This window comes from Micromonospora sp. DT227 (assembly GCF_049841835.1).
Lineage (GTDB): Bacteria > Actinomycetota > Actinomycetes > Mycobacteriales > Micromonosporaceae > Micromonospora.
In genome coordinates, this window is the sequence record NZ_JBNCLA010000005.1 from 241382 (window position 1) to 264192 (window position 22811).

Below are 22811 nucleotides of genomic sequence, written 5' to 3' on the forward strand. Positions count from 1 at the left end.
CACGTCCGGACGCCACGGAAAGGAGCATCGGATGACCGGAGGCGCCGGACTGACCATCGGCGTGCTCGGCTCGTACGGCGGCCGCAACCTCGGCGACGAGGCGATCCTCACGGGTCTCCTGGCCGACCTGCGCCAGCACGAGCCGAACGCGCGGATCATCGTGTTCTCCCGAAACCCGGCGCACACCGCGCTGGCCCACCCCGAGGTCGAGGCGGTGCCGTGGGAGGGCGTCAGCCGGGTCGACTCGTCCCAGGTGCTCAACCAGCTCGACCTGCTCATCCTGGGCGGCGGTGGGATCCTCTACGACAAGGAGGCCCGGCGCTACCTGCGGGTGGTCCGGGTCGCCCAGGAGCGGGGCCTGCCGCTGCTCACGTACGCGGTCGGCGTCGGTCCGCTCAGCGACGGGGTGGACACCGGCATGGTCCGTGAGACGCTGGCGCAGGCCGTCGAGGTGACCGTCCGGGACCAGGAGTCGCGGATGGTGCTGGAGGAGGCCGGCCTGGTCAACCCGATCACCGTCACCGGTGACCCGGCGTTCCTGCTCACGCCCGAGGAGTTCCCCGCGCAGTGGCTGCGCGAGGAGGGCGTGCCGGCCGGCTCGCGACTGGTCGGGCTGAGCGTGCGTGAGCCGGGCCGGGCCGCGGAACGCCTCGACGTGGACGGCTACCACCGGCTGCTCGCCCAGATCGGCGACTTCCTGGTGCACCGGATCGACGCGCACGTGCTCTTCGTCCCGATGGAACGCGACGACATCCGGCACTCGCACGGCGTGCTGTCGCACATGATCGCCGCGGATCGGGGCCGGATCCTGCACGGCGACTACCGGCCGACGCAGATCCTCGGCCTGATGCGCCACTTCGACCTGGCGGTCGGCATGCGGCTGCACTTCCTGATCTTCGCCGCCATGATGAACACGCCGTTCCTGCCGCTGCCGTACGCCGGCAAGGTCTTCGACCTGGCCCAGCGGCTCGGTGTGCCGGCGCTGCGCGGCATGGAGCGGGAGGTGGAGGGCCCGCTGCTGGCCGAGGTGGACCGGTTGTGGGACGAGCGGGCGGCCCGCGCCGACGAGACCGCCCGCCGGGTGGCCGAGGTCTGCGAGCAGGCGCGCGGCACCTCGCAGGTGACCCGTAGCGTGCTGGACAGCATCCGGGCCCGCGCGCTGGCCCCGGTGGCCTGAGCCGGCGCGCTCAGACCGCCGGGCCGCGCCAGGTGTAGACCCATTCGTGCTCCGGCCGGTCGTCCGACTCCAGCTCGTAGATCTGCGCCTCCGCCAGCCCACCCGCCCCGAGGTGGTGGTGGGTCAGTGGCGGACGGCCGTTGCTGTCCAGCTCGACCGTGACCGTCTCGCCGTCGGCCGCGCCGCCGACCAGGGGAATGTGCACCGTGGAAGCCATGCGCCCATCCTGCCCCGGCCGGCGGGCACGCGCAGCGGATAGCGGGGCAGCGGGCGGCCGGTCCGGCGACTAGCGTCCTCAGGATGGCGACCCCGACGATCGACCCGACACTCGGTCCGGTCCTCGCCCGCACGGGCGACGAACGGGCGATCCTCGACGCGTTCCTCGACTTCCACCGCGCCACCGTGCTGCGCAAGGCGCGCGGCCTCGCCGACGCCGACGCCGGTCGACGGCTGGTGCCCTCGGCGACCACGCTGGCCGGGCTGCTCAAGCACCTCGCCCTGGTCGAGGGAAACTGGTTCGTCCGGCTGTTCGCGCCGGAGCCGGGCGACGTCTACCGCACCTCCCAGGCCGACGCCGACGCCAGCTTCACGCTCGGCCCCGACGACACGGTCGAGGCGCTCGCCGCTGCCTACGAGGCGGCCTGCGCCCGGTCCCGCGCCGTCGCCGCCCGCTTCGACCTCGACCACGTGGTGCCGCATCCCCAGCTCGGCGAGGTGTCGCTGCGCTGGGTGCTGGTGCACCTGATCGAGGAGACCGCCCGACACGCCGGGCACGCCGACATCCTGCGCGAGCTGACCGACGGCGAGACCGGCGCGATCTGAGCGGCGGCGAGACCGGCGCGATCTGAGCGTCGGAGCGGCCTCGTCCCGGCCGGTGGGCACGCTCCGGGCGCGGCGGCACCCGTCGAGCCGCCGGCCCGCGGGCGTCACCCGCGGGGCAGCAGCCCGTCCGGATACTCCATCCCGTCGTGGGTGCACGCGGCGGCGGCCACCCGGGCGGCGTAGCGGGCCGCGTCGAGCGGGTCGGCACCCCGCAGCCGGGCCGCGATCAGGCCGGCGGCGAAGGCGTCCCCGGCGCCGTTGGTGTCCACCACCGGCGCCGGTGGGGTGGCGGCGGGCACGTGCGCCGGCGGCGCGTCCGGGGTGTGCAGCGTCGCGCCGGCCGCCCCGCCGGTGACCAGCACCGTGCGCGGCGCCAGCCCGGCCGCCGCCTTGCCGGCCCGATCGCCCAGCTTCACGTCGCTGACGAACACCAGCCCGGCGGCCTCGGCGAACGGCCGGTGGTAGTCGTTCTCGCCGTCCCAGTCGTGCAGATCGGTGGAGAGGGACGCGGCACCACGCAGCGTCGGCAGCGCGTCCCGCGCCCAATCCATGATCGACACGTGGGTGTGGGCGGCCCCGGCGACCAGCGCGGCCAGCTCCGCCTCGGCGAACGGCGCCGCCGGGCCGGACCACGGGCGCGGGTCGTACAACGACATCCGCCGGCCGGCCGGGTCGACCAGGTTCACCGACCGGCGGGTGCCGGCCGGCGCGTCCACCAGCACGGTCCGCACCGAGGTACGCGCCAGCGCCGCCCGCACCACGTCGCCGGTCGGATCGGCGCCCAGCACGTCGACGAGCGTCACCCGCAGGCCGAGCGCGTGCGCGGCCAGCGCCACCCCGGCCCCGGTGTTGCCGATCCGTAGCTCGACCGGGGGCACGGTCAGCGAGTCGGCGGCGGGCAGCGGCAGCGCGGGCACCCGGGCGCGTACGTCCACGCCCAGCCCGCCGATCACGAGGAGGTCGGCCATGGCGCCGACGATATCCGCGCCGAGCCGCCTATCCTGGCCCCGGACGTCGCGAGGGGGAGAGCGTGCTGGTCATCCACGGGCTGTGGCTGCCCGGCGCGGGGCTCGCCCTCTGGGCCGAGAACGGAACGCTGCCGGCCGCCGCGCCGCGCCGGCCCGGCCGTGCGCCCCGGGAACGGCCGCACCCGTTCGCCGCCGACCACGCCACGCTGGCCGCCGCGCTCGATCCGCTGCCGGGTGAGCCGATCTCCGTGCTGCTCGGCCTGCCCACCCGCGCCGGCTCGCCGGTGGACTCGCCGGAGCTGGTCCGGGCCGCCGTCGGGGATCCGGTCCGTGGCCCGGTCACCCGCGCCGGTTGGCGGGTCCCCGCGCTGGCGTACGCCCCGGACGACGCGTACGCGCTGCTGCGCGCGCCCCGGCCGGACCCGGTCGGGGCCAGCCTGCGACACCTGGCCGAGCTGGCCGACTTCGCCGCCGACCTGGTCACCCGTGGCCGCCTGCTCCCCGGCGTGCTCGCCCTCAAGGAGGGGCCCCCGCTTAACGCCTCCGGTAGAGATGGGGCCCCCTCTCACCACCCGGCGCGAGCCCGGCGCCGGCTCCGGGCGGTGGCGGAGGCCGACGTGGTGACCGCGCTGGCGCTCTGGCGGCCACTGCTCACCGGCACGGACGCGGGCTGGGCCCGCGACCTTGCGCTGGCCCTGCCTCCGGCGGCCCGCGCCGCCCACGAGGGCGTGGGGCCGGGCGAGCTGGTGGCGGATGCGCTGGACGCGCTCGTCGACGCCGCCGCCCGGGCGGTGGCCGACACCCGACTGCACCGGGGCATGCGACCCGGCGGTCCGGTGCCGCGCTGGCTGGCCGCGCTCACCGGCCCGGAGCGCGCCTTCACCACCGAGCCGGACGCGTTGGCGACGCTGCGGCGCGAGCTGGACGCCTGGCAGCACGACGCCGCCGGCGGCGCGGTACGGGCCACGTTCCGCCTGGTCGAGCCGGCCGTCGACCCGGTCGCCGAACTGGTCGAGGGCGGCGCGTGGCGGGTGGAGTTCGGTCTGCACCCGACCGACGAGCCGGGGCTGGTGGTCGACGCCGGGCACATCTGGCAGCGGCCCGTGCCCGCGCTCGCCGCCCGCGGCATCGACCCGCAGGAGACGCTGCTGGCGGAGCTGGGCCGGGCCAGCCGGCTCTGGCCGGAGGTGGACGCGGCGCTGCGTACCGCCGCGCCGGAGGGGATGGAGCTGGACGCCGAGGGCGCGCACCGGTTCCTGCGCGAGGGAGCGCCGGTGCTGCACGCGGCCGGGTTCGGGGTGCTGCTGCCGTCCTGGTGGCGGCGTTCCTCGTCCCGTCTCGGCGCCCGGCTGCGGGCGCGCAGCCGCACCGCGCCGGGCGCGGTCGCCACCGCCGCCGGCACACTGGGGATGGACGCGCTCGTCGACTACCGCTGGGAGGTGGCGCTCGGCGACCAGCCGCTGACCGCCGAGGAGTTGGCCTCGCTGGCCGACCTGAAGTCGCCGCTGGTCCGGCTGCGGGGTCGCTGGGTCGAGCTGGACCCGCAGCGGCTGGAGGCCGGGCTGCGCCTGCTGCGCTCCTCCGGCGAGCTGACCGTGGCGGACCTGCTGCGGATGGGTCTCTCCGGCGAGGAGGGCGGCGGCGAGCTGCCGGTGCTGGACGTGGTCGCCGACGGGGCGCTCGGCGAGCTGCTGGCCGGCGAGGCGGAGCGGCGGCTCACCCCGGCCGACCCGCCACCGGGCTTCGTCGGGACGCTGCGGCCGTACCAGCGGCGCGGCCTGGCCTGGCTGACCTTCCTCCAGTCGCTGGGGCTGGGCGGGATCCTCGCCGACGACATGGGGCTGGGCAAGACGGTGCAGCTGCTCGCGTTGCTCGCCGGCGACCCGCCGCAGGCCGGGCCCACGCTGCTGGTGTGCCCGATGTCGCTGGTCGGCAACTGGCAGCGGGAGGCCGCGACGTTCGCGCCCGACCTGCGCGTGCACGTGCACCATGGCGCGGAGCGGACCCGGGGCGAGGAGTTCGGCGCCGCCGTGCGGGAGGCGGACCTGGTGCTCACCACCTACTCGGTGGCCGCCCGGGACGCCGTCGACCTGGCCGGCGTGGACTGGCACCGGGTGGTGGTGGACGAGGCACAGGCGATCAAGAACGCCGCGACCCGGCAGGCCGAGGCGGTCCGCGCGCTGCCCGCGCGGCACCGGGTCGCAGTCACCGGTACGCCTGTCGAGAACCGGCTTGCCGACCTCTGGTCGATCATGCAGTTCGCCAATCCGGGGCTGCTCGGCCCGGCCGCGACGTTCCGGAAGCGGTTCGCCGAGCCGATCGAGCGGCACGGCGACGCCGAGGTGGCCGAGCGGCTGCGCCGCGTCACCGGCCCGTTCGTGCTGCGGCGGCTCAAGACCGATCCGTCGATCATCACCGACCTGCCGGAGAAGCTGGAGATGGAGGTGCTCTGCAACCTCACCGCCGAGCAGGCCGCGCTCTACCGGGCCGTGGTCGACGACATGATGGCGAAGATCGAGTCCAGTGACGGGATCGAGCGCCGGGGGCTGGTGCTGGCCACCATGACCCGGCTCAAGCAGGTCTGCAACCATCCCGCCCAGTTGCTGCACGACGGCTCCGCGCTGGCCGGCCGCTCCGGCAAGCTGGAACGGCTCGACGAGATCGTCGACGAGGTGCTCGCGGCGGACGAGCGGGCGCTGCTCTTCACCCAGTACGCCGAGTTCGGCGGGATGCTGCGCGGGCACCTGTCGGCGCGTACCGGCCGGGAGGTGCTGTTCCTGCACGGCGGCGTCGGCAAGGCCGAGCGGGACGCCATGGTCACCCGGTTCCAGTCGCCGGACGGCCCACCGCTGTTCGTGCTCTCGCTCAAGGCCGGCGGCACCGGGCTCACGTTGACCGCCGCCAACCACGTGGTGCACGTGGACCGCTGGTGGAACCCGGCGGTCGAGGACCAGGCCACCGACCGGGCGTTCCGCATCGGCCAGCGTCGTCGCGTGCAGGTACGCAAGTTCGTCTGCGCCGGCACGGTGGAGGAGAAGGTGGCCGCGATGATCGCCGACAAGCGGAACCTGGCCCGGTCGGTGGTGGGCAGCGGCGAGCAGTGGGTCACCGAGTTGTCCACCGAGACGCTGCGGGAGCTGTTCACGCTGGAGGCCGGGGCGGTGGTCGAGTGAGCACGGGTCCCCGCTTCGACGAGTACGGGCCGCCGCTGCGGGTCGAGGGTGGGCTGCGGGCGCGCAGCACCCGGGGTGCGATCGGGCGTTCCTGGTGGTCGCGGCGGTTCCTGGAGGTGCTGGAGTCGTTCGCGCTCGGCTCCCGGCTCACCCGGGGCCGGGCGTACGCGCGCCGGGGGCAGGTGCTCCGGCTGGACGTCGCGCCCGGACTCGTCACCGCCGAGGTGCAGGGGTCGCGGCCGACTCCGTACCCGGTGCGGATCGGTTTGTCCGCGTACCCGGAAGAGGTCTGGCGTCGGATCGAGGCGGAGCTGGCCGGGCAGGCGTTCTTCAGCGCCCGGCTGCTCGCCGGTGATCTGCCGGCGGAGCTGGAGGAGCTGTTCGCCGCGGCGGGCGCGCCGCTGTTCCCGGCCGAGGTGGGCGAGCTGGCGCAGCGCTGTGGCTGCCCCGACTTCGCGGTGCCGTGCAAGCACCTGGCGGCCACGTTCTACCTGCTCGCCGAGGCGTTCGACGCGGACCCGTTCCGGCTGCTGCACTGGCGCGGCCGGTCCCGGGCCGACCTGCTGGACCGGCTGCGGACGCTACGCGGAGTCCGGCCCGACGGGTCGGCGGCGTCGTCGGCCGGTTCAGCGGACCCGCCGGTCGGGACGGCAGCGGCGTCGTCGGCCGGGTCAGCGGACCCGTCGGTCGGGACGGCAGCGGCGTCGTCGGCCGGGCCGGTGGACGAACCGGCCGGGGCGGCAGCGGTGTCGTCGGCCGGGTCGGTGGACCAGCCGGCCGGGGCGGCGGCGGTGTCGCTGACCGGCGCCGGGCGGGTGCTGGCCGGGCTGACGCCGATCGAGCCGGCGGCGGAGCTGGACCGGTTCTGGCTCTCACCGGTGGCGCTGCCCGACCGTCCGCCCACCCTGGACACCGGCCCGGAGCTGCTGCTGCGGCAGCTCGGCCCACCCGGCGCCGAGATCGGGGGGCCGGGCCTGGTCGAGCGGCTGCGCCGCGCGTACCGGGAGTTCCGCGGACCGACCGGTTAAGCGGGGGCCCCGTCTCTACCGGAGGCGTTAAGCGGGGGCCCTTCCTTGCGCTCACCGCAGGCGGTGGCGGAAGCGCCACATCAGGGCCGCGTTGGCGACCAGCACCGTGGCGCAGATCGCCCCGGCCAACCGTCCGGCCAGCACGGTCATCGCCGGCAGCGAGGCCCACAGCGTGATCGTCAACAGCATCAGGTACCGGCCCCGGCGACCCCTGATCCGATTGTCCAACCGGGCGAAGAACCGCGGATCGCTCTCCCGCAGCTGACGGGTGATCTTTTCGAACCTGCGCTGATCCTCTTGGCTGAGCATGGCGATGCCTTCCCCTCACGGCTTCAGCGGTTCGGCGGCTTACCCGGATTCCCCGCCCGTCACGCCCCCCTGCCCCTGCTCGTTTCCCTCCGCCCCCGACAACGAGCGCCCGGTTTCACGGAAAGAGTGGCCATCCGAGGCGGAATGGCCACTCTTTCCGTGAATCTGCGCGGCGGGCGGGTGAGGGAGGGTGAGGGGAGGCGCGGGGGAGGCGGGGTGGGGGAGAGGGGTAGGGGAGGCTTAGCGGTGTCTTAAGTTTGCCTGTGGGGGTGAACGGGGGGTTGGGGCCCGATGGCGGGCGAAACCTCGCGTCGAGGTGGTCGCCGGGTGAGTCGGCCCTGCTCCGGGGGGTGCCGGGGAGAGGGGGCGACGTCGAGGGCCCCGCGCTGGGTCTGAGCACCGTCTTAAGTGTGCTCAGGAGCCGCTCCGGGCCGCCTTGAGCAGCCGGTCCGGCCTGGCTACTTTCCCGTAGCAACTCTCCGGCAACCGTCGCCGCCCCTCCCACCCAACCCCCGGGTGGCAGTCGTGCCGGCGCTCGAAGAAAACGGGATAGCTACATGGCCGACCTGAACGTGCCACCGCGTCGACCTCGGGACGACCGCGGCTGGGACGGATACCAGCACCCCCATCCGGACGGGTACCGCGACCTGGGCGCCACCGCCCCGTACGCCGGCGGTCACCCCGCCCCGGCGCCGCAGCCCGCCCCGGGCCCCCAGTGGGTCGGACCGAACGGCTTCGCCCCGGCCGGCCACGCGCCCGGCGCGGGTCACCCCCAGCCGCACCCCGGCTACGCCCAGCCCGCCGGTGGGTACCCGCCGCCGGCCGGCCCGGGACTGCCCAACCTGGACGACGACTCCGACGACGCCCCGAGTCGTGGCCGGCGTCGTGCCCTCGCCACGCTCGGCGGCGCGGCGGTGGTCGCCGGCGGCGCGGCCTTCGCGCTCTCCCCGCAGCTTCGCGGCCTGTTCTCGGACGACGTGGCGGCCGGTGACGCCACCGGCACGGTGACCACCGACGGCACCCAGGCGCGGCCCAGCGGCCAGCAGCCCAGCACGGTGCGGACCTACACCGAGCAGAACGAGAGCTACATGGGCTCCCGGGCGGGCGCGGCGCTCAAGCGCAACGCCCCGACCGGCGGCCGGATCTTCGGCAGCCCGGCGGCTGCCGCGGCGGCGACCGAGGTGACCGTGAAGACGGTGCTCGCCAAGGACCCGATCCGCCACCTGGCCAGCCGGACCACGTTCGGCCCGACGCCCAAGGTGATCGCCGACATCAAGAAGCTCGGCATCGACAACTGGCTGCGCCAGCAGTTGGAGCCGGAGAAGATCGCCCCGACCAAGGCCGAGCTGAAGCTGGCCGAGCTGCCCTCGCTGAAGCTCAGCCCGACCCAGCTCCGCGACCAGCGCGACCAGCTCAACGAGCGCGGCGTCGACCCGGCCCGGGAGACGGTGGACGCCACCATCGCCCGGCAGATCTGGTCCGACCGCCAGCTCTTCGAGGTGATGGTCGACTTCTGGAACGACTTCCTGCACGTCGCCGCCGACTTCGACGGCGGCGAGACGTACCGCAACTCGTTCGACAAGGACGTCATCCGCAAGCACGCGCTGGGCAGCTACCCGGAGATGCTGGTCGCCGCGAACAAGCACCCGGCGCTGCTGCTCTACCTGAACCAGGTCGACTCGCGCAAGGACGCGATCAACGAGAACCTGGCCCGGGAGAACCTGGAGCTGTACTCGGTCGGCGTCGACGGCGGCTACACCGAGAAGGACGTGCGGCAGGCCGCCATGCTCCAGACCGGGCGGGGCGTCGCGGACGGCAAGTACATGTTCTTCGGCGACCGGCACTACGTCGGCAAGGTGAAGATCCTCGGGTTCAGCCACGCCAACAACTCGAACGACCCGAAGGTCGCCGACAAGGTGATCGACTCGTACATCAGGTACATCGCGCTGCACCCCTCGACCGCGAAGTACGTGGCCCAGAACCTGGCCACCCGGTTCGTCTCCGACACGCCGCCGAAGTCGATCGTGGACCGGCTGGCGAAGGCGTACACCACCAACAAGGGCCAGATCCGGCCGGTGCTGGCGACGCTGTTCAGCTCCTCGGAGTTCTGGGCCGCCGTCGGCCAGAAGGTCCGCCGCCCGATGGAGTACCTGGTCGCCACGTACCGGTCGCTGGGCGTGGGCCCGGACGCGACCGCCGGCTTCGAGGGCGACCAGCGGCGTACGCCGTTCGCGCAGGGCCTGCGGCAGATCCAGGACAAGATGCGCGAGCTGGGCCAGTACCCGATGGGCAAGCCCACCCCGGACGGCTACGCCGACGTCTACCTCGCCTGGACCTCGGCCGGCACCATGGTCGACGGCTGGAACGAGGCCGGCGACCTGCTCGGCGGCTGGCGCAAGCAGTTCACCTACGTGAAGCCGGAGAAGCTGGTGGCGAAGCCGCCGACGACCGCCGGGGCGTACGTGGACGCGTTGGCGCAGAAGCTCGTGCACCAGAAGCTGAGCGCCAAGGAGAAGAAGCTCGTGCTCGCCGTGGCCGGGGTGTCCGAGGGCGCCAAGGTCGACGCCACCTTCAACGGGGCCATCGCCGCGGTCGCGCGGACGATCCTCGCGTCCCCCCAGCACCACCTCCGGTGAGGCATTCGATGGAGATGACCGTGAACCCGTACCCCCTGCACCCCGAATGCCCCGACGTGCGGCGACTGGCCGACAACCCGGCCGAGGCGCTGCTGCGCGCGGAGGCGGACATCGTCGCGGCCGAGAACGCGGCCGAGGCCGACCGGTACCGCCGCCTGGAGGAGGTCGAGGAGGCCCAGCAGGACGGCCGGGGCGTCACCCGGCGTACCTTCGTGGCCGGCGCGGCGGCCACCGCGACCGCGCTGGCGACCGCGCAGTTCGTGACCACCTCGGCGTCGTTCGCGGCGACCAAGACCGGCACGCTGATCCACGTCTTCCTCTACGGCGGGCTGGACGGTCTGAGCCTGGTCGCCCCGGCGAACGACCCGGTGCTCGGCAAGTCCCGCCCCGACCTGCTGCTCGGCAACGACTCGCTGGCCCTGGCCCGCGGCTTCAAGCTGACCAGCGCGTTCGCTCCGCTGGAGAAGTGGCTCAAGGCCGGCCAGCTCGGCTTCGTGCCGGCCGTGTCGGACCCGCGGCTGTCCCGCAGCCACTTCCAGGCCGCCGACGCCTGCAACCTGGGTGGCCTGCCCGGCGAGACCGGCGGCCGGGGCTGGCTGGACAGCCTGGTCGACACGCTCGGCAAGGGCACCGCGTTCCGCAGCGTCGGGATCGGCAGCACGCTGCCCCGCTCGCTTGTCGGCGTGAACGGCGCGATCTCCCTCAACAACGTCGGTGAGCTGCGGCTCAACGGCGACGACAAGTACCGCGCGGCCACCGAGAAGGCGATCCGCGGCCTGTTCACCGGCATCAACCACCCGGTGGAGGAGGCGGTCATCGAGGGCATGGGCGCGCTGTCCACCGCCCAGAAGCTCGCCGCCAAGCCGTACGCCGCCGCGGCCGGCGTCAAGTACGAGGGCGTCGGGAACGCGTTCCAGCAGCTCGCCCAGCTCATCAAGGGCGGGGCGAACGTGCGGGTGGCGACCGTCGGCATGGGCGGCTACGACACCCACGAGAACCAGGGCACCAGCGAGGGCGGCCAGCTCTGGCGGCGACTCAACGAGCTGGCCAACGCCATGGCCGCGTTCTTCACCGACCTGGGTGACAAGGCCGCGGACGTGACGGTCATGGTGTCCAGCGAGTTCGGCCGGCGGGTCGCCTCGAACAGCGGCGGAACCGACCACGGGCACGGCGGCGTGGTCACCGTGCTGTCCGGGCGCAAGCTCGCCGGCTCGCTGCTGGGCACCTGGAACGGCCTGGACAAGTTGGACAGCGGCGACGTGCCGGAGTACAACAACATGTTCAACGTCTACGGGTCGGTGGCGCAGGGCCGCTTCGGCCTGACCGCCGCCCAGGTGGACAAGGTCTTCCCCCGGCAGAAGTTCACCCCGATCAAGATGTACGCGTGACGTATCAGCACACCGACGCCGCCGGCCGTCGTACCGGGCACTCCGCCCCGTACGGCGGCCGTCCGGCTGCTCCCGTACCACCGGGCCGGCCGCGTCGCGGGCCCGGCGGCCGGCGGGCGCTCGCGGCGGCGTTCTGGCTCGGTCTGGTCGTCGCGGTCCTGCCGTGGTGGCTGGACACCCCGGCCGGCTCGCTGGCCGACACCGCCGACCTGCTCACCGCCGGTGGCCGGATCACCGGCCTGATCGCCGGTTACCTGCTGCTGGTGCAGGTGCTGGCGATGAGCCGGCTCGGCGTGCTGGAACGGGCGCTGGGCGGCGAGCGGATCTCCCGGCTGCACCGGGACCTCGGCGCGACACTGCTGGTGGCGGTGCTCACGCACATGGCGCTGCTGGTGGTGGGCTACGCCCGGCAGGAGCGCAACTCGGTGTTCGGTGAGGTCGGCGCGCTGCTCACCGACTACGAGGACATGCTCTCCGCGTTCGTGGCCGCCGGGATCATGGTGGTGGTCGGGTTCACCGCGGTCCGCGGCATCCGCCGCCGGCTGCCCTACGAACTCTGGTACGTGCTGCACCTGACCAGCTATCTCACCCTGCTGCTCGGCTACGCGCACCAGTTCAGCAACGGTGCCCAGCTCTACGAGCCGGGGCCGGTGCGCACCGGCTGGATCGCCGCGTACCTGCTGGTGGTGGCCGCGCTGGCGTGGGGCCGGATCATCGCGCCGCTGGTGTTCAACCTCCGGCACCGGCTGCGGGTGGCCGACGTGGTGGCGGAGAGCCCGGACACCGTCTCGGTCTATCTGACCGGGCAGCGGCTCAACCAGATCGACATGCTCGGCGGCCAGTACTTCCGCTGGCGGTTCCTCAACCCCGGCGGCTGGTGGCAGTCGCACCCGTTCTCGGTCTCGGCGGCGGCCAACGGCCGCTGGCTGCGGCTCACCGTGAAGGTGGTCGGCGGGCACACCGCCGACCTGCGTGACCTCACCCCGGGCACCCGGGTGTGGGCGGAGGGCCCGTCCGGCACGTTCACCGCCGCGCACCGCACCCGGGAGCGGGCGCTGCTCATCGCCGGCGGCAGTGGCATCGCGCCGCTGCGGGCCATGCTGGAGGAGCTGCCGCCCGGCGCGGCGCTGATCTACCGCGCGCGTACCCCGGCCGACGTGCTGCTGCACCAGGAGCTGGACTGGCTCGCCCAGGCCCGGCAGACCTCGGTCTGGTACGTCATCGGCCGCCGCGACGACCCCGGGCCCCGCCAGGTGATGAACCCGGAAGGGCTGCGCCGCCTGGTGCCCGACCTGACCCGCCGCGACGTCTACCTGTGCGGGCCGGGCGGCCTGGTCGACGAGACCGTGCGGGCGCTGCGGGCGGCCGGCGTGCCCCGCCGCCAGATCCACCTCACCGCGTTCGAGCTGTAGGAAGGCACCCACCATGCGTCGCGCGCTGATCGCGATCACCGGACTGGCCGCCGGCACCACCGCGCTTGTGGTCCTCAAGGGCGGCCCCGGCGCCGGGCAGGCCACCGCCGGTGACGTGCCGGCCGCGTCGGCCCCGGTCGCGCCGGGCGGCTCACCCGCGCCCGACGCCCCGCCGCCCACCGCGGCCGGCGTGACGCCGTCGGCGGCGCCCAACACCTCGGCGAAGCCGAGCGCGAAGCCCTCCGCCGACCGGACCCCGGCGACCCGGACCAGCACCCGGACCCGGACCGCCCCGGCCGCGCCGAAGACCACCACGAAGGCACCGAAGCCCACCACGCGGACGGTCACCGGGCCGACCGTCACCTACCGGTACGGGTCGCTGCGGGTGCAGATCACGCTGAGCGGCAGCCGCATCGTCGACGCGACCGGGCTGGACATGCCGGTCGGCGGGCAGGAGGGGCAGCGCGCCGACGACGTGCAGGCCCGCTACAGCGGCAGCTCCGGCGAGGTGGTGGCGAAGCAGAGCGCCAACCTGAACACCGTCTCCGGCGCCACGTACACCAGCACCGCGTACAAGCAGTCGTTGCAGTCCGCCCTCGACAAGGCGTGACGCGGTTGGCCGCCGCCGGCCGGCCCGGCCTGCGCCGGGTCGAGCAGATCATGGGTACGGCGATCAGCCTCGACCTGGCCGACGACCTGCCCGCCGCCACGTCGCACGAGCTGGCCGAGCGCACGTTCGACTGGCTGCGCGAGGTGGACGCCCGGTTCAGCACGTACCGGGACGACAGCGAGGTGTGCCGGCTGGACCGGGGCGAGCTGCGGGCGGTCGACGCCTCCGGCGACCTGCGCGCGGTGCTGGCGCGCTGCGCCGACCTGTGGACGGCCACGGACGGCTTCTTCGACGCGTACGCCACCGGGCGGCTGGACCCGTCCGGCTACGTGAAGGGGTGGGCGGCACAGATCGCCTCGGACCGGCTGGCGGCGGCCGGCGCCCCGAACCACTGCGTGAACGCGGGCGGCGACGTCCGGGTCCGGGGGCACAGCCCGACCGGCGAGCCGTGGCGGATCGGGGTGCGGCATCCGTGGGACCCGGCGGCCACCTGTCTGGTGCTGACCGGCACCGACCTGGCGGTCGCCACCTCGGGTGTCTACGAGCGCGGCCACCACGTGGTCGACCCGCGCCGGGGCACGCCGGCGGTCGGCCTGCGTTCGGTCACCGTGGTCGGCCCGGACCTGGGCATGGCGGACGCGTACGCGACGGCGGCGGTGGCCATGGGCGAGCCCGGCATCGCCTGGCTGGACCGGCTTCCCGCGCCCTGGCGGCACGCCGTGGTGACGGACGACGCCCGTCTCCTCCGCTCCCACGCCCTGCCGGTGCTCCCCTGATCCGCCCGGCCGGGGCCGGGTCGGCGGGATCAGCGGAGCGGGCGGTGCAGGATGGCGGGGCGGGAGCCGGTGGGGCGGGGTCGGCCGGGGCGGGCACCGCGCGGGCGGGTGAAGCCCCACGGGTGCGGGCGCCGGCGGTGCCGTGCTGGTTCCGTGCCGCCGGTGTGGCGGGCCGCGTCGTCCCTGGACATCCTCAACCCCCGCTCTGGCGCGTACGCGCTCTCGCCAGGCTCAACGAGCCCGGTGCCGGGGAGTCGCTCTCGGCGACAGTCGGGTCAGCGACCCCGACGGGGCAGCGGGAGGTGACCGGGGAACAGCTCCGGGGTGAGCGTGACGCCGGCTGCCCGCAACGCCGCGATCAGCGCGTTCTGCACCAGGTAGGAGTCGGGGAGCTGCCAGCGGGCCTGTTCCGGGGCGACCGCCCAGCGCACCGCGCCCTCGGGCAGTCGGGTGGGCGGGGCCGGGATCCACGAGCCGGGGCCGTGCCGCACCACGTGGAAGCAGTGTTCCAGCTCCGGTCGCAGCGGGTCGCCGGGGCGGACCAGGAACATCCAGCGGCCGGTCGGGGTGACCAGCACCGGCCCGCGTACGCCGAAGCCGGCCGGGTGGGCGGCGACCGTCTCCAGCACCTGCCGGCCCAGGTGAGCGGCGACCTCCAGCACGTCGAACGCGCGCCCGGTGGGCAGCAGCACCCCGTGTGGGCGGCTGCGCCACCAGGTGGCCACCCGGGCCGGGTCGGCGCTGGCCGCGTCGTCCCACTCCTCCAGCGCGGGGTGGCAGCCCACCGTGGGGCAGCCGGCCCGGCCGCAGACGAAGCGACTGTTGGCGAGGCAGGCGCCGGGCGTGACCGGCCAGCCGTGCAGCGCGTACCGGATCGCGACCCGTCGCAGCCGCACCCGCTCCAGCGGCGACAGGTGAGCGACGCGCGGTCGGACGTTCCCCCACATGTGTGCCATCCCCTCTCGCCCCACCGAATCGTCCACCGCCACGCGTCGAGAACCGTCACTGCCGTAACCCGGGATCGTTGACCTGACGAATGGCCGGTGCAACTTGCACGAAAACTATGAGAACTGGCTGGACGGCTGACGTACAACCTGTGCGACCAGGGCAAATCTGGTGAACGTGCGGTGACCGGCCGGCGCCGACAGGGGGAGGGTGTGGGGATGGACGAACTACCCATAGGCCGGCGGGTGGCGTACTGGCGGAGCCGTCGCAAGATGTCCCAACAGGTCTTCGCCGACCGGCTCGGCAAGTCCAAGAGCTGGGTGGACAAGGTGGAGCGCGGGGTCCGCCGGTTGGACAAGTTCTCCGTGCTCTACGAGATCGCCGACATCCTCCAGATCGACGTGCAACTGCTGCACGGCAAGGACCCGGAGCGCCGCAGCGACGCGCTCAACTGCATCGACCAGGTCGAGGTGGAGGAGATCCGCTCCGCCCTGGAGCGCTACGACTCGATGAGCGCCTACTTCGACGCGGCGCCGTACCCGCCACCGCTCGCCGACATGCGCAAGGCGGTCAACCACGCCTGGCTCACCTACCAGTACGGCCGCTACGGCATGCTCACCCGGGCGCTGCCCAAGCTGCTGCGCGACGCCCAGGCGGCGGACGCCGTCTACGGCGGCGACGACCAGGGTCGGGAGGCCGCCCACCTGCTCGGGCAGGTCTACCAGATCGCCTCCTCGGTGCTGCGCAAGCTGGGCGAGTGCAACCTGGCCTGGCTGGCCGCCGACCGGTCGATGGCGGTGGCCCAGCGGGCCGACGACCCGCTGCTCGCCGGCATCGCCACCACCCGGGTCTGCAACGCGCTCGTCGCGATGGGCCGTCCCCGCCCCGCGCTCGAACTCAACGTGCGGATCGCCAACCGGCTCGCCGCCGGCGGCGACAACGACGCCGACCCCCGGCATCTCTCGGTCTACGGCTCGCTGCTGCTCCAGGGCGCGATGGCCGCCGCCCGCACCGGCGACTCGGCGACCGTGGACGACCTGATCAGCGGCGCCGCCGAGGCGGCCGACCGGCTCGGCGGTGACCACAACCACTACTGGACGTCGTTCGGCCCGACCAACCTGGAGCTGCACCGCGCCGCCGCGGCGGTCGAGCTGGGCGACGGCGGCCGGGCGGTGGAGACCCACAATCGGTTGGACGTCGCCGCGTTCAACGCACTGCTGCCCGAGCGGCGCGCGCACCACCTGCTCGACCTGGCCCGGGGGTACGCCCAGATCGGCGACATCGCCAGCGCCGGCGACATGCTGTTGCAGGGCGACCGACTCGCGCCCTCCGACATCCGGTGCCGGCCGATCGCCCACGAACTGATGTCGAACGTGCTCCGTCGCACACGTGGTGCGCCGCCACCGCCGATTGCCGAGTTGGCTGAGCACATGGGAGTCGGAGTATGAGCGCGGGCCGGGGCCGATGAGCGACCCGCACACCAGCGACGGGCACCGCGGGGTGCTCTACGTCATCGCCTGCGGTTCGCCGCTGGCCCGTCACGTCGGCCGGCTGGTCGACCTCGCCCGGTCCGACGGCTGGACGGTCTGCGTGGTCACCACACCGGACGGCGCGAAGTTCGTCGACCAGGCGGCGTTGGCGCGGCAGACCGGCCACCCGGTCCGTACGCACTACAAGCACCCGGGTGACCCGGACGTGCTGCCCCCGGCGGACGCCATGCTGGTCTGCCCGGCGACGGTCAACACGGTCAACAAGTGGGCGGCGGGCATCACCGACACGCTCGCGCTCGGCCTGCTGATCGAGGCGCAGGGGCTCGGCGTGCCGATCGCGGCGGTCCCGTTCACCAACGTGGCGATGGCCGGGCACCCGGCGTTCCGGGCCAGCCTGAACCGGCTCGCCGAGTGGGGCGTCCGGGTGGTCTTCGGCGACCACGTCGTACGCCTGCACCCGCCCGGGACCGGCGAGCAGCACCTGGACGCGTTCCCCTGGGAGGCCGGCCTGGCCGCCCTGCGCGGCGCGGCCCGCCCGTTGGCCGCCTGAGGTGTAAGCACGGGCCCCTTGTTAACGCATTCGGTGGTGCAGGGGGCCCCGCTTAACGCCGTGGGCGTGGAAACCGCCGGACGGCCGGTAAGCTGGCCGGCCGTGAGCACAACCGGATCGCCGCCCACGGTCGCCGACGTGGTGGCCGCCCTGGACCGCCGCTACCCGCCCGCCTGGGCGGAGGAGTGGGACCGGGTCGGCCTGGTGGTGGGCGAGCCCGACCAGCCGGTCCGCCGGGTCGCCTGCGTGGTCGACGTGGTCCCGGAGACGGTGGACGAGGCGCTCGCCGCCGGCGCCGACATGATCGTCGCGCACCACCCGCTGCTGCTGCGCGGCGTCTCCTCGGTGGCCGCCACCACGTTCAAGGGCCGGATCGTGCACCGGCTGATCAAGGCCGACGTCGCCCTGTACGTGGCGCACACCAACGCCGACGTGGCCGACCCCGGCGTGTCCGACGCGCTCGCCGCCCGGTTCGGGCTGACCGGGTTGCGTCCGCTGCACCGGCCCCGCCCCGGCTCACCGGCCGACGCGCCCGGCCGGGGCATCGGCCGCGTCGGCGAGCTGCCCACGCCGGTCACGCTGGCCGAGCTGACCCGGCTGGCCGCCGACGTGCTTCCGGTCACCGCCTGGGGCGTTCGCGCCGCCGGGGATCCCGGGCGTATGGTTCGTACCCTCGCCGTCAGCGGCGGCTCGGGGGACGCCTTCCTGGCCGAGGCGGCGGCGGCCGGGGTGGACGCGTTCCTCACCGCGGACCTGCGCCACCATCCGGCCGGCGAGCACCTCGCCGCCGGGGGCCCGGCCCTGCTGGACGCCGCCCACTGGGCGACCGAACGGCCCTGGCTGGACGACCTGGCCGCCCACCTGGCCGACGACCTCGGCGTCGAGACCGTGGTGTCCGACCTGGACACCGACCCCTGGACCCTGCACGCCGCCGCGCCCCGACCGGACGACAAGGAGCCCCGACCGTGAAGGCTGACCCGAAGGTGCAGCGTCGCCTGCTCGACCTCCAGGCGATCGACACCACGCTCGCCCAGTTGGCGCACCGTCGCCGCAGCCTGCCGGAACGGGCCGAGCTGGAGGCGCTCGCGCGCGAGCTGTCGGCGCTGGAGGACGAGCGGGTCCGCGCCCAGGTGGCCGTCGACGACCTGGACCGGGACATCGCCCGGCTGGAGAAGGACGTCGACCAGGTACGGGCGCGCAAGAGCAAGGACGAGGCCCGGCTGGCCTCGGGCAGTGGCCCGGCCCGGGAGCTGGAGGCGCTCCAGCACGAGCTGGTCTCGCTGAACCGCCGGCAGAGCGACCTGGAGGACGCCGAGCTGGAGCTGATGGAGCAGCGGGAGACCGCGCAGGGCGTGCTCGACGGCATCGAGAGCCGGATCGCCGAGGCCCGGGAGCGCCGGGCCGCGACCGAGCAGCGCCGCGACGACGCACTCGCCGAGATCGCCAAGGAGGAGGAGTTCAAGCGCACCTCCCGGCAGCCGCTCGCCGGTGACCTGCCGGCGGACCTGGTCACGCTCTACGACAAGATCCGCGAGGACACCGGGATGGGCGCCGCGCTGCTCACCGGCGGTCGCTGCGGCGGCTGCCGGCTGGAGCTGTCCGGCGCCGACCTGGCCCGGATCCGCAAGTCGGACCCGGACGACGTGGTCCGCTGCGAGGAGTGCCGCCGGATCATGGTCCGGACCAACGAGTCGGGGCTGTAGCCGCCGTGGCGGTACGCGCGGTCGTGATCGAGGCCGACGGCGGCTCCCGGGGCAATCCGGGCCCGGCCGGCTACGGCGCGGTGGTCCGGGACCCGGAGACCGGTGAGGTGCTGGCCGAACGCTCGGCGGGAATCGGCACGGCGACGAACAACGTGGCCGAATACCGGGGCCTCATCGCCGGGCTGGAGGCCGCCGCCGAGCTGGGCGCGGCCGAGGTCGAGGCGCGGATGGACTCCAAGCTGGTGGTCGAGCAGATGTGCGGCCGCTGGCAGATCAAGCACCCCGGGCTGCGCCCGCTGGCCGCCCAGGCCGCCGGGCTGGTCGGCCGGTTCACCGCCGTCCGGTTCACCTGGATCCCCCGGGAGCGCAACAAGCACGCCGACGCGCTGGCCAACGCCGCCATGGACGCCGCCGCCGGCCGCGGCCCGACGGCGGCGGCGCCGCGTGCCGCGCAGCCGCCGCGCGAGGTCGCCGGCCCCGACTCGGCGGCCCGGGCCGCCGCCCGCGAGGTGGCCGCCCGCGCCGCCACCGCGAAGGCCACCGGCACCGACCCGGCCACCACGCCGGCCTCCTGGGAGCCGCGCCCGACCGAGGAGGGCACCCGGTTGATCCTGGTGCGGCACGGGGAGACCGACCGCACCGTGCAGAAGCAGTACTCCGGTCGCGGCGACGTGCCGCTGACCGCGCGGGGCCGGGCCCAGGCCCGGGCCACCGCCGCCCGGGTGGCCGCGCTGGCGCCGTCCGTCGCGGCCGTGGTCAGCTCACCGCTGTCCCGGTGTACGGCCACCGCCAGGGCGGTCGCCGCGCTGGTCGGCAACCCGCCGGTACGCACCGACGACGACCTGATCGAGTGCGACTTCGGGGTCTGGGAGGGGCGCACGTTCGCCGAGGTGCGGGACGGCTGGGCGGGCGAGTTGGACGCCTGGCTCGCCTCCACCCGGGTCGCGCCGCCGGAGGGGGAGTCGTTCGCCGCGGTGGCCGAACGCACCGGCCGGGCGGTGGACCGGCTGCGGTCGGCGTACCCGGGGGAGACCGTGGTGGTGGTCTCGCACGTCTCGCCGATCAAGCTGGTGCTGCGCGACGCGCTGGCCGCCGGTGACGCGTTCCTGCACCGGCTCTACCTGGACACCGCCGGCGTCTCGGTGCTCGACCTGTACCCGGACGGCGGCGTCGCGGTCCGCTCGGTCAACGACACCGCCCACCTCACCGACCTCTGACCGGGAGTCGGCCGTTCGGCGCAGCCGGGCGGCCGTTCGGCGCATCGACGTCCGCCTGTCGAATGTGACCGGGTTCACCGGGTCGTAGCCTCCGGCCGTCACCTGGCCCGCTACGACTTCCCGGAGGTTGTCAATGGCCACACCGGAACCGGAGGCGCTGGACACGGCGCGTTCCCGGGCGAAAGACAAGAGCCCCTGGAACTGGCTGCTCTTCATCCCGATCGTGGTGCCGCTGATCCCGGCCTTCTTCAACGCCGACTCGCCCCGGCTGTTCGGGTTCCCGCGCTTCTACTGGCTGCAACTGGCCTGGATCCTGCTGGGCGTCGGCACCACCACGCTGGTCTACCAGATGACCAAGAAGAAGCGGGGTGACCACTGATGTGGCGTGACCACCTCACCGAGATCATCGTCTTCTCCGTGCTGTTCCTGCTGGTCAGCGCCATGGGCTTCGTGGCCGCCCGGTGGCGCCGGCCGCAGGACATGGCCCACCTCGACGAGTGGGGGCTGGGCGGGCGCAGCTTCGGCGGCTGGATCACCTGGTTCCTGGTCGGCGGTGACCTCTACACCGCGTACACGTTCGTGGCGGTGCCGGCGCTGATCTTCGGGGCCGGCGCGGCCGGGTTCTTCGCCGTGCCCTACACGATCGTCATCTATCCGCTGGTGTTCCTGGTGCTGTGCCGGCTCTGGTCGGTCTCGCACCGGCACGGCTTCGTCACCCCGGCCGACTTCGTCCGCAACCGGTTCGGTTCGCCGGTCCTGGCGCTGCTGGTCGCCATCACCGGCATCGTCGCCACCATGCCGTACATCGCGTTGCAGCTCGTCGGCATCGAGGCGGTGCTCAAGACCATGGGCGTCACCGGGGACAGCGCGGTGGCCCGGCACCTGCCGATCATCATCGCGTTCGCGATCCTGGCCGCCTACACCTACCAGTCCGGGCTGCGCGCGCCGGCGCTCATCGCGTTCGTGAAGGACTCGCTGATCTACGTCGTGATCCTGGTGGCGGTGGTCTACCTGCCCTACAAGCTGGGCGGCTGGGGCAGCATCTTCGACGCCGCCGACGCGAAGTTCCAGGCGACGGCCAACAACCCGAACGACGGCATCCTGCTCAACGCCAACAACCAGCTCCAGTACGTGACGCTGGCGTTCGGCTCGGCGCTGGCGCTGTTCCTCTACCCGCACAGCATCACCGGCGTGCTGGCCAGCCGGAACCGGGACGTGATCAAGCGGAACATGTCCGCGCTGCCGGCGTACAGCCTGCTGCTCGGGTTGATCGCGCTGCTCGGCTACATGGCCATCGCGGCGAACGTGAAGCCGCTGCCCGGAGCCAAGGCCGGCAGCGTCGACGGCAACACGGTGGTGCCGCTGCTGTTCGACCAACAGTTCCCGGACTGGTTCGCCGGCGTCGCGTACGCGGCCATCGGCATCGGCGCGCTGGTGCCGGCGGCGATCATGTCGATCGCGGCGGCGAACCTGTTCACCCGCAACATCTACAAGGAGTACCTGAAGCGGGACGCGACGCCGGCGCAGGAGGCGAACGTCTCGAAGATCACCTCGCTGGTGGTGAAGGTCGGCGCGGTGGCCTGCATCGTCTTCCTCGACCCGCAGTTCTCCATCGACCTCCAGCTCATCGGCGGCGTGATCATCCTCCAGACGCTGCCGGCGGTGGCGCTGGGCCTCTACACCCGTTGGTTCCACCGGGGTGCGCTGATCGCCGGCTGGGTGGCCGGCATGGGCCTGGGCATGTGGATGCTCTACCAGATCGGCAACCCGGCGACCGGGAAGAAGCACTTCGCCGGCTCGGCGTTCCCGCTCTCCGAGTTCGGCTTCGACACCAAGAAGACGATCTACGTGGGGATCGTGGCGGTGCTGGTGAACCTGGTGGTGGCCGCGCTGGGCACGCTGGTGCTGCGGGCCGCGAAGGTGGCCGACGGTCCGGACGGCACCACGCCGGACGACTACTTCGCCGACGAGGGCACGCCCCGCGTCTCCGCCGACCGCGCCGACCCCGCCCCCGAACCCGTCGCGTGAAAGGAGGGGGCCCCGCTTAACGCATTCTGCATAAAAAGGGGCCCCTCCTAACACCTCAGCGGCGACGGTTGCGCGCGTCCAGCGCCTCGTTGAGGCGGTGCAGCAGCTCCGCGAGCGTGTCCCGGTCGTCGTCGGACCAGGAGGACAGCATCTCGCCGTAGAGCCGGGTCCGCGCGGCCCGCACGGCCGCCATCCGCTGGAGCCCGGCCGGCGTCGTGGAGATCACCGTGCCGCGCCCGTCGGCCGGGTCGGGAGTACGCGCGATCAGGCCGTCGCGCTGGAGCGCGGAGACCTGCCGGGTGACCGTGGAGCCGTCCAGGTTCAGCCGGGCGGCGAGCGCCGAGACGTTCTGCGGACCGGCCGCGTCGAGGTGCCGCAGGATCACGTACGCCGCGCGGTCGAGCAGCCGGTGCTCCATGGTGCCGGTGCCGCGCCGGGTGGCCTCGCCCAGCCGCATCAGCAGGGCGACCTCGGTCTCGATGCGGCCGAGTGTGACTTCCTTCGCGTGGTCGTCGTCGCTCATAGCTGTATGATACAAGGAAATTATCTGTACGATACAGCTATCTGGGAGGTTGCGGA

At 73.8% G+C, this 22811-nt stretch carries 20 protein-coding genes and 2 pseudogenes; 17 read left to right on the plus strand and 5 right to left on the minus strand.

Annotated elements, in window-relative coordinates:
- Positions 1–31: 31 nt before the first annotated feature.
- The gene (locus tag ACLQ2W_RS19270) at positions 32–1177 is read left to right on the plus strand and encodes a polysaccharide pyruvyl transferase family protein (RefSeq protein WP_425787621.1); all 1146 of its coding nucleotides are present in this window, start codon (positions 32–34) and stop codon (positions 1175–1177) included.
- 10 nt (positions 1178–1187) lie between these two features.
- On the opposite strand, the gene ACLQ2W_RS19275 is transcribed toward ACLQ2W_RS19270, so the two are convergent.
- The gene (locus tag ACLQ2W_RS19275; RefSeq protein ID WP_107155856.1) at positions 1188–1394 is read right to left on the minus strand and encodes a hypothetical protein; all 207 of its coding nucleotides are present in this window, start codon (positions 1392–1394) and stop codon (positions 1188–1190) included.
- An 83-nt stretch (positions 1395–1477) separates the two neighbouring features.
- On the opposite strand from ACLQ2W_RS19275, the gene ACLQ2W_RS19280 reads away from it, so the two are divergent.
- Positions 1478–1999: a DinB family protein gene (locus ACLQ2W_RS19280; protein WP_425787622.1), complete on the plus strand. Its 522-nt coding sequence runs from the start codon at positions 1478–1480 to the stop codon at positions 1997–1999.
- A gap of 104 nt (positions 2000–2103) precedes the next feature.
- Here the strand turns inward: ACLQ2W_RS19280 and ACLQ2W_RS19285 are convergent, their stop codons facing one another.
- On the minus strand, positions 2104–2967 hold the full coding sequence (locus ACLQ2W_RS19285) for a carbohydrate kinase family protein (protein WP_425787623.1): 864 nt from the start codon (positions 2965–2967) through the stop codon (positions 2104–2106).
- A gap of 62 nt (positions 2968–3029) precedes the next feature.
- On the opposite strand from ACLQ2W_RS19285, the pseudogene ACLQ2W_RS19290 reads away from it, so the two are divergent.
- The 3 genes and pseudogenes from ACLQ2W_RS19290 to ACLQ2W_RS19300 form a co-directional block, all read left to right on the plus strand.
- A pseudogene (locus tag ACLQ2W_RS19290) lies at positions 3030–3479 on the plus strand (ATP-dependent helicase); the annotation flags it as partial.
- 111 nt (positions 3480–3590) lie between these two features.
- A pseudogene (locus tag ACLQ2W_RS19295) lies at positions 3591–6140 on the plus strand (DEAD/DEAH box helicase); the annotation flags it as partial.
- Positions 6137–7168 (plus strand): SWIM zinc finger family protein, encoded by a 1032-nt coding sequence (locus ACLQ2W_RS19300; RefSeq protein WP_425787624.1) that lies wholly within the window; start codon positions 6137–6139, stop codon positions 7166–7168. The pseudogene ACLQ2W_RS19295 and the gene ACLQ2W_RS19300, both read left to right, overlap by 4 nt.
- Positions 7169–7219: 51 nt before the next feature.
- Here the strand turns inward: ACLQ2W_RS19300 and ACLQ2W_RS19305 are convergent, their stop codons facing one another.
- A complete protein-coding gene (locus ACLQ2W_RS19305) occupies positions 7220–7477 on the minus strand; it encodes a DUF3040 domain-containing protein (protein ID WP_425787625.1) in 258 nt (85 codons plus the stop codon).
- A gap of 557 nt (positions 7478–8034) precedes the next feature.
- Here ACLQ2W_RS19305 and ACLQ2W_RS19310 point away from each other — a divergent pair.
- From ACLQ2W_RS19310 to ACLQ2W_RS19330, 5 genes are read left to right on the plus strand one after another with little or no spacing between them, the layout of a single operon-like run.
- The gene (locus tag ACLQ2W_RS19310) at positions 8035–10113 is read left to right on the plus strand and encodes a DUF1800 domain-containing protein (protein ID WP_425787626.1); all 2079 of its coding nucleotides are present in this window, start codon (positions 8035–8037) and stop codon (positions 10111–10113) included.
- 14 nt (positions 10114–10127) lie between these two features.
- A complete protein-coding gene (locus ACLQ2W_RS19315) occupies positions 10128–11501 on the plus strand; it encodes a DUF1501 domain-containing protein (protein ID WP_425787876.1) in 1374 nt (457 codons plus the stop codon).
- Positions 11498–12913, plus strand: coding sequence for a ferredoxin reductase family protein (locus tag ACLQ2W_RS19320; protein WP_425787627.1), 1416 nt, complete (start codon positions 11498–11500; stop codon positions 12911–12913). The genes ACLQ2W_RS19315 and ACLQ2W_RS19320 overlap by 4 nt, the downstream gene beginning before the upstream one ends.
- A 13-nt stretch (positions 12914–12926) precedes the next feature.
- Positions 12927–13523, plus strand: coding sequence for an FMN-binding protein (locus ACLQ2W_RS19325; protein ID WP_425787628.1), 597 nt, complete (start codon positions 12927–12929; stop codon positions 13521–13523).
- Positions 13524–13573: 50 nt separating this feature from the next.
- Complete coding sequence (locus ACLQ2W_RS19330; RefSeq protein ID WP_425787877.1) at positions 13574–14299, plus strand: FAD:protein FMN transferase; 726 nt, start codon at positions 13574–13576, stop codon at positions 14297–14299.
- Between the two features lie 275 nt (positions 14300–14574).
- Here the strand turns inward: ACLQ2W_RS19330 and ACLQ2W_RS19335 are convergent, their stop codons facing one another.
- Positions 14575–15246, minus strand: a complete 672-nt coding sequence (locus tag ACLQ2W_RS19335) for a bifunctional DNA primase/polymerase (RefSeq protein WP_425787629.1) — start codon at positions 15244–15246, stop codon at positions 14575–14577.
- A 216-nt stretch (positions 15247–15462) separates the two neighbouring features.
- Here ACLQ2W_RS19335 and ACLQ2W_RS19340 point away from each other — a divergent pair, with 216 nt between their 5' ends.
- From ACLQ2W_RS19340 to mctP, 7 genes are all read left to right on the plus strand, one after another.
- Entirely contained in the window at positions 15463–16692 is a 1230-nt protein-coding gene (locus ACLQ2W_RS19340; RefSeq protein ID WP_425787630.1) for a helix-turn-helix domain-containing protein, read from the plus strand.
- Between the two features lie 16 nt (positions 16693–16708).
- Entirely contained in the window at positions 16709–17284 is a 576-nt protein-coding gene (locus tag ACLQ2W_RS19345; RefSeq protein ID WP_425787631.1) for a flavoprotein, read from the plus strand.
- A 138-nt stretch (positions 17285–17422) separates the two neighbouring features.
- Positions 17423–18253 carry a Nif3-like dinuclear metal center hexameric protein gene (locus tag ACLQ2W_RS19350; protein ID WP_425787878.1) on the plus strand — a complete coding sequence of 277 codons (831 nt, stop codon included), beginning with the start codon at positions 17423–17425 and terminating at the stop codon, positions 18251–18253.
- Positions 18250–18987, plus strand: a complete 738-nt coding sequence (locus tag ACLQ2W_RS19355) for a zinc ribbon domain-containing protein (protein WP_281936913.1) — start codon at positions 18250–18252, stop codon at positions 18985–18987. The genes ACLQ2W_RS19350 and ACLQ2W_RS19355 overlap by 4 nt, the downstream gene beginning before the upstream one ends.
- Positions 18988–18992: 5 nt before the next feature.
- Positions 18993–20204: a bifunctional RNase H/acid phosphatase gene (locus tag ACLQ2W_RS19360; RefSeq protein ID WP_425787632.1), complete on the plus strand. Its 1212-nt coding sequence runs from the start codon at positions 18993–18995 to the stop codon at positions 20202–20204.
- A gap of 133 nt (positions 20205–20337) precedes the next feature.
- Positions 20338–20583: a DUF3311 domain-containing protein gene (locus ACLQ2W_RS19365; protein WP_281936910.1), complete on the plus strand. Its 246-nt coding sequence runs from the start codon at positions 20338–20340 to the stop codon at positions 20581–20583.
- On the plus strand, positions 20583–22232 hold the full coding sequence (mctP, locus tag ACLQ2W_RS19370; protein ID WP_425787633.1) for a monocarboxylate uptake permease MctP: 1650 nt from the start codon (positions 20583–20585) through the stop codon (positions 22230–22232). Before ACLQ2W_RS19365 ends, mctP begins: the two co-directional genes overlap by 1 nt.
- Before the next feature lie 55 nt (positions 22233–22287).
- Here mctP and ACLQ2W_RS19375 read toward each other — a convergent pair whose 3' ends face one another.
- Positions 22288–22755 (minus strand): MarR family winged helix-turn-helix transcriptional regulator, encoded by a 468-nt coding sequence (locus ACLQ2W_RS19375; protein WP_425787634.1) that lies wholly within the window; start codon positions 22753–22755, stop codon positions 22288–22290.
- Between the last annotated feature and the right edge of the window lie 56 nt (positions 22756–22811).

Coding starts and splice junctions, on each gene's coding strand:
- ACLQ2W_RS19270 (WP_425787621.1), top strand. CDS start 32: ATGACCGGAGGCGCCGGACTGACCATCGGCGTGCTCGGCTCGTACGGC.
- ACLQ2W_RS19275 (WP_107155856.1), bottom strand. CDS start 1,394: ATGGCTTCCACGGTGCACATTCCCCTGGTCGGCGGCGCGGCCGACGGC.
- ACLQ2W_RS19280 (WP_425787622.1), top strand. CDS start 1,478: ATGGCGACCCCGACGATCGACCCGACACTCGGTCCGGTCCTCGCCCGC.
- ACLQ2W_RS19285 (WP_425787623.1), bottom strand. CDS start 2,967: ATGGCCGACCTCCTCGTGATCGGCGGGCTGGGCGTGGACGTACGCGCC.
- ACLQ2W_RS19305 (WP_425787625.1), bottom strand. CDS start 7,477: ATGCTCAGCCAAGAGGATCAGCGCAGGTTCGAAAAGATCACCCGTCAG.
- ACLQ2W_RS19310 (WP_425787626.1), top strand. CDS start 8,035: ATGGCCGACCTGAACGTGCCACCGCGTCGACCTCGGGACGACCGCGGC.
- ACLQ2W_RS19315 (WP_425787876.1), top strand. CDS start 10,128: ATGACCGTGAACCCGTACCCCCTGCACCCCGAATGCCCCGACGTGCGG.
- ACLQ2W_RS19325 (WP_425787628.1), top strand. CDS start 12,927: ATGCGTCGCGCGCTGATCGCGATCACCGGACTGGCCGCCGGCACCACC.
- ACLQ2W_RS19330 (WP_425787877.1), top strand. CDS start 13,574: ATGGGTACGGCGATCAGCCTCGACCTGGCCGACGACCTGCCCGCCGCC.
- ACLQ2W_RS19335 (WP_425787629.1), bottom strand. CDS start 15,246: ATGTGGGGGAACGTCCGACCGCGCGTCGCTCACCTGTCGCCGCTGGAG.
- ACLQ2W_RS19340 (WP_425787630.1), top strand. CDS start 15,463: ATGGACGAACTACCCATAGGCCGGCGGGTGGCGTACTGGCGGAGCCGT.
- ACLQ2W_RS19345 (WP_425787631.1), top strand. CDS start 16,709: ATGAGCGACCCGCACACCAGCGACGGGCACCGCGGGGTGCTCTACGTC.
- ACLQ2W_RS19365 (WP_281936910.1), top strand. CDS start 20,338: ATGGCCACACCGGAACCGGAGGCGCTGGACACGGCGCGTTCCCGGGCG.
- mctP (WP_425787633.1), top strand. CDS start 20,583: ATGTGGCGTGACCACCTCACCGAGATCATCGTCTTCTCCGTGCTGTTC.
- ACLQ2W_RS19375 (WP_425787634.1), bottom strand. CDS start 22,755: ATGAGCGACGACGACCACGCGAAGGAAGTCACACTCGGCCGCATCGAG.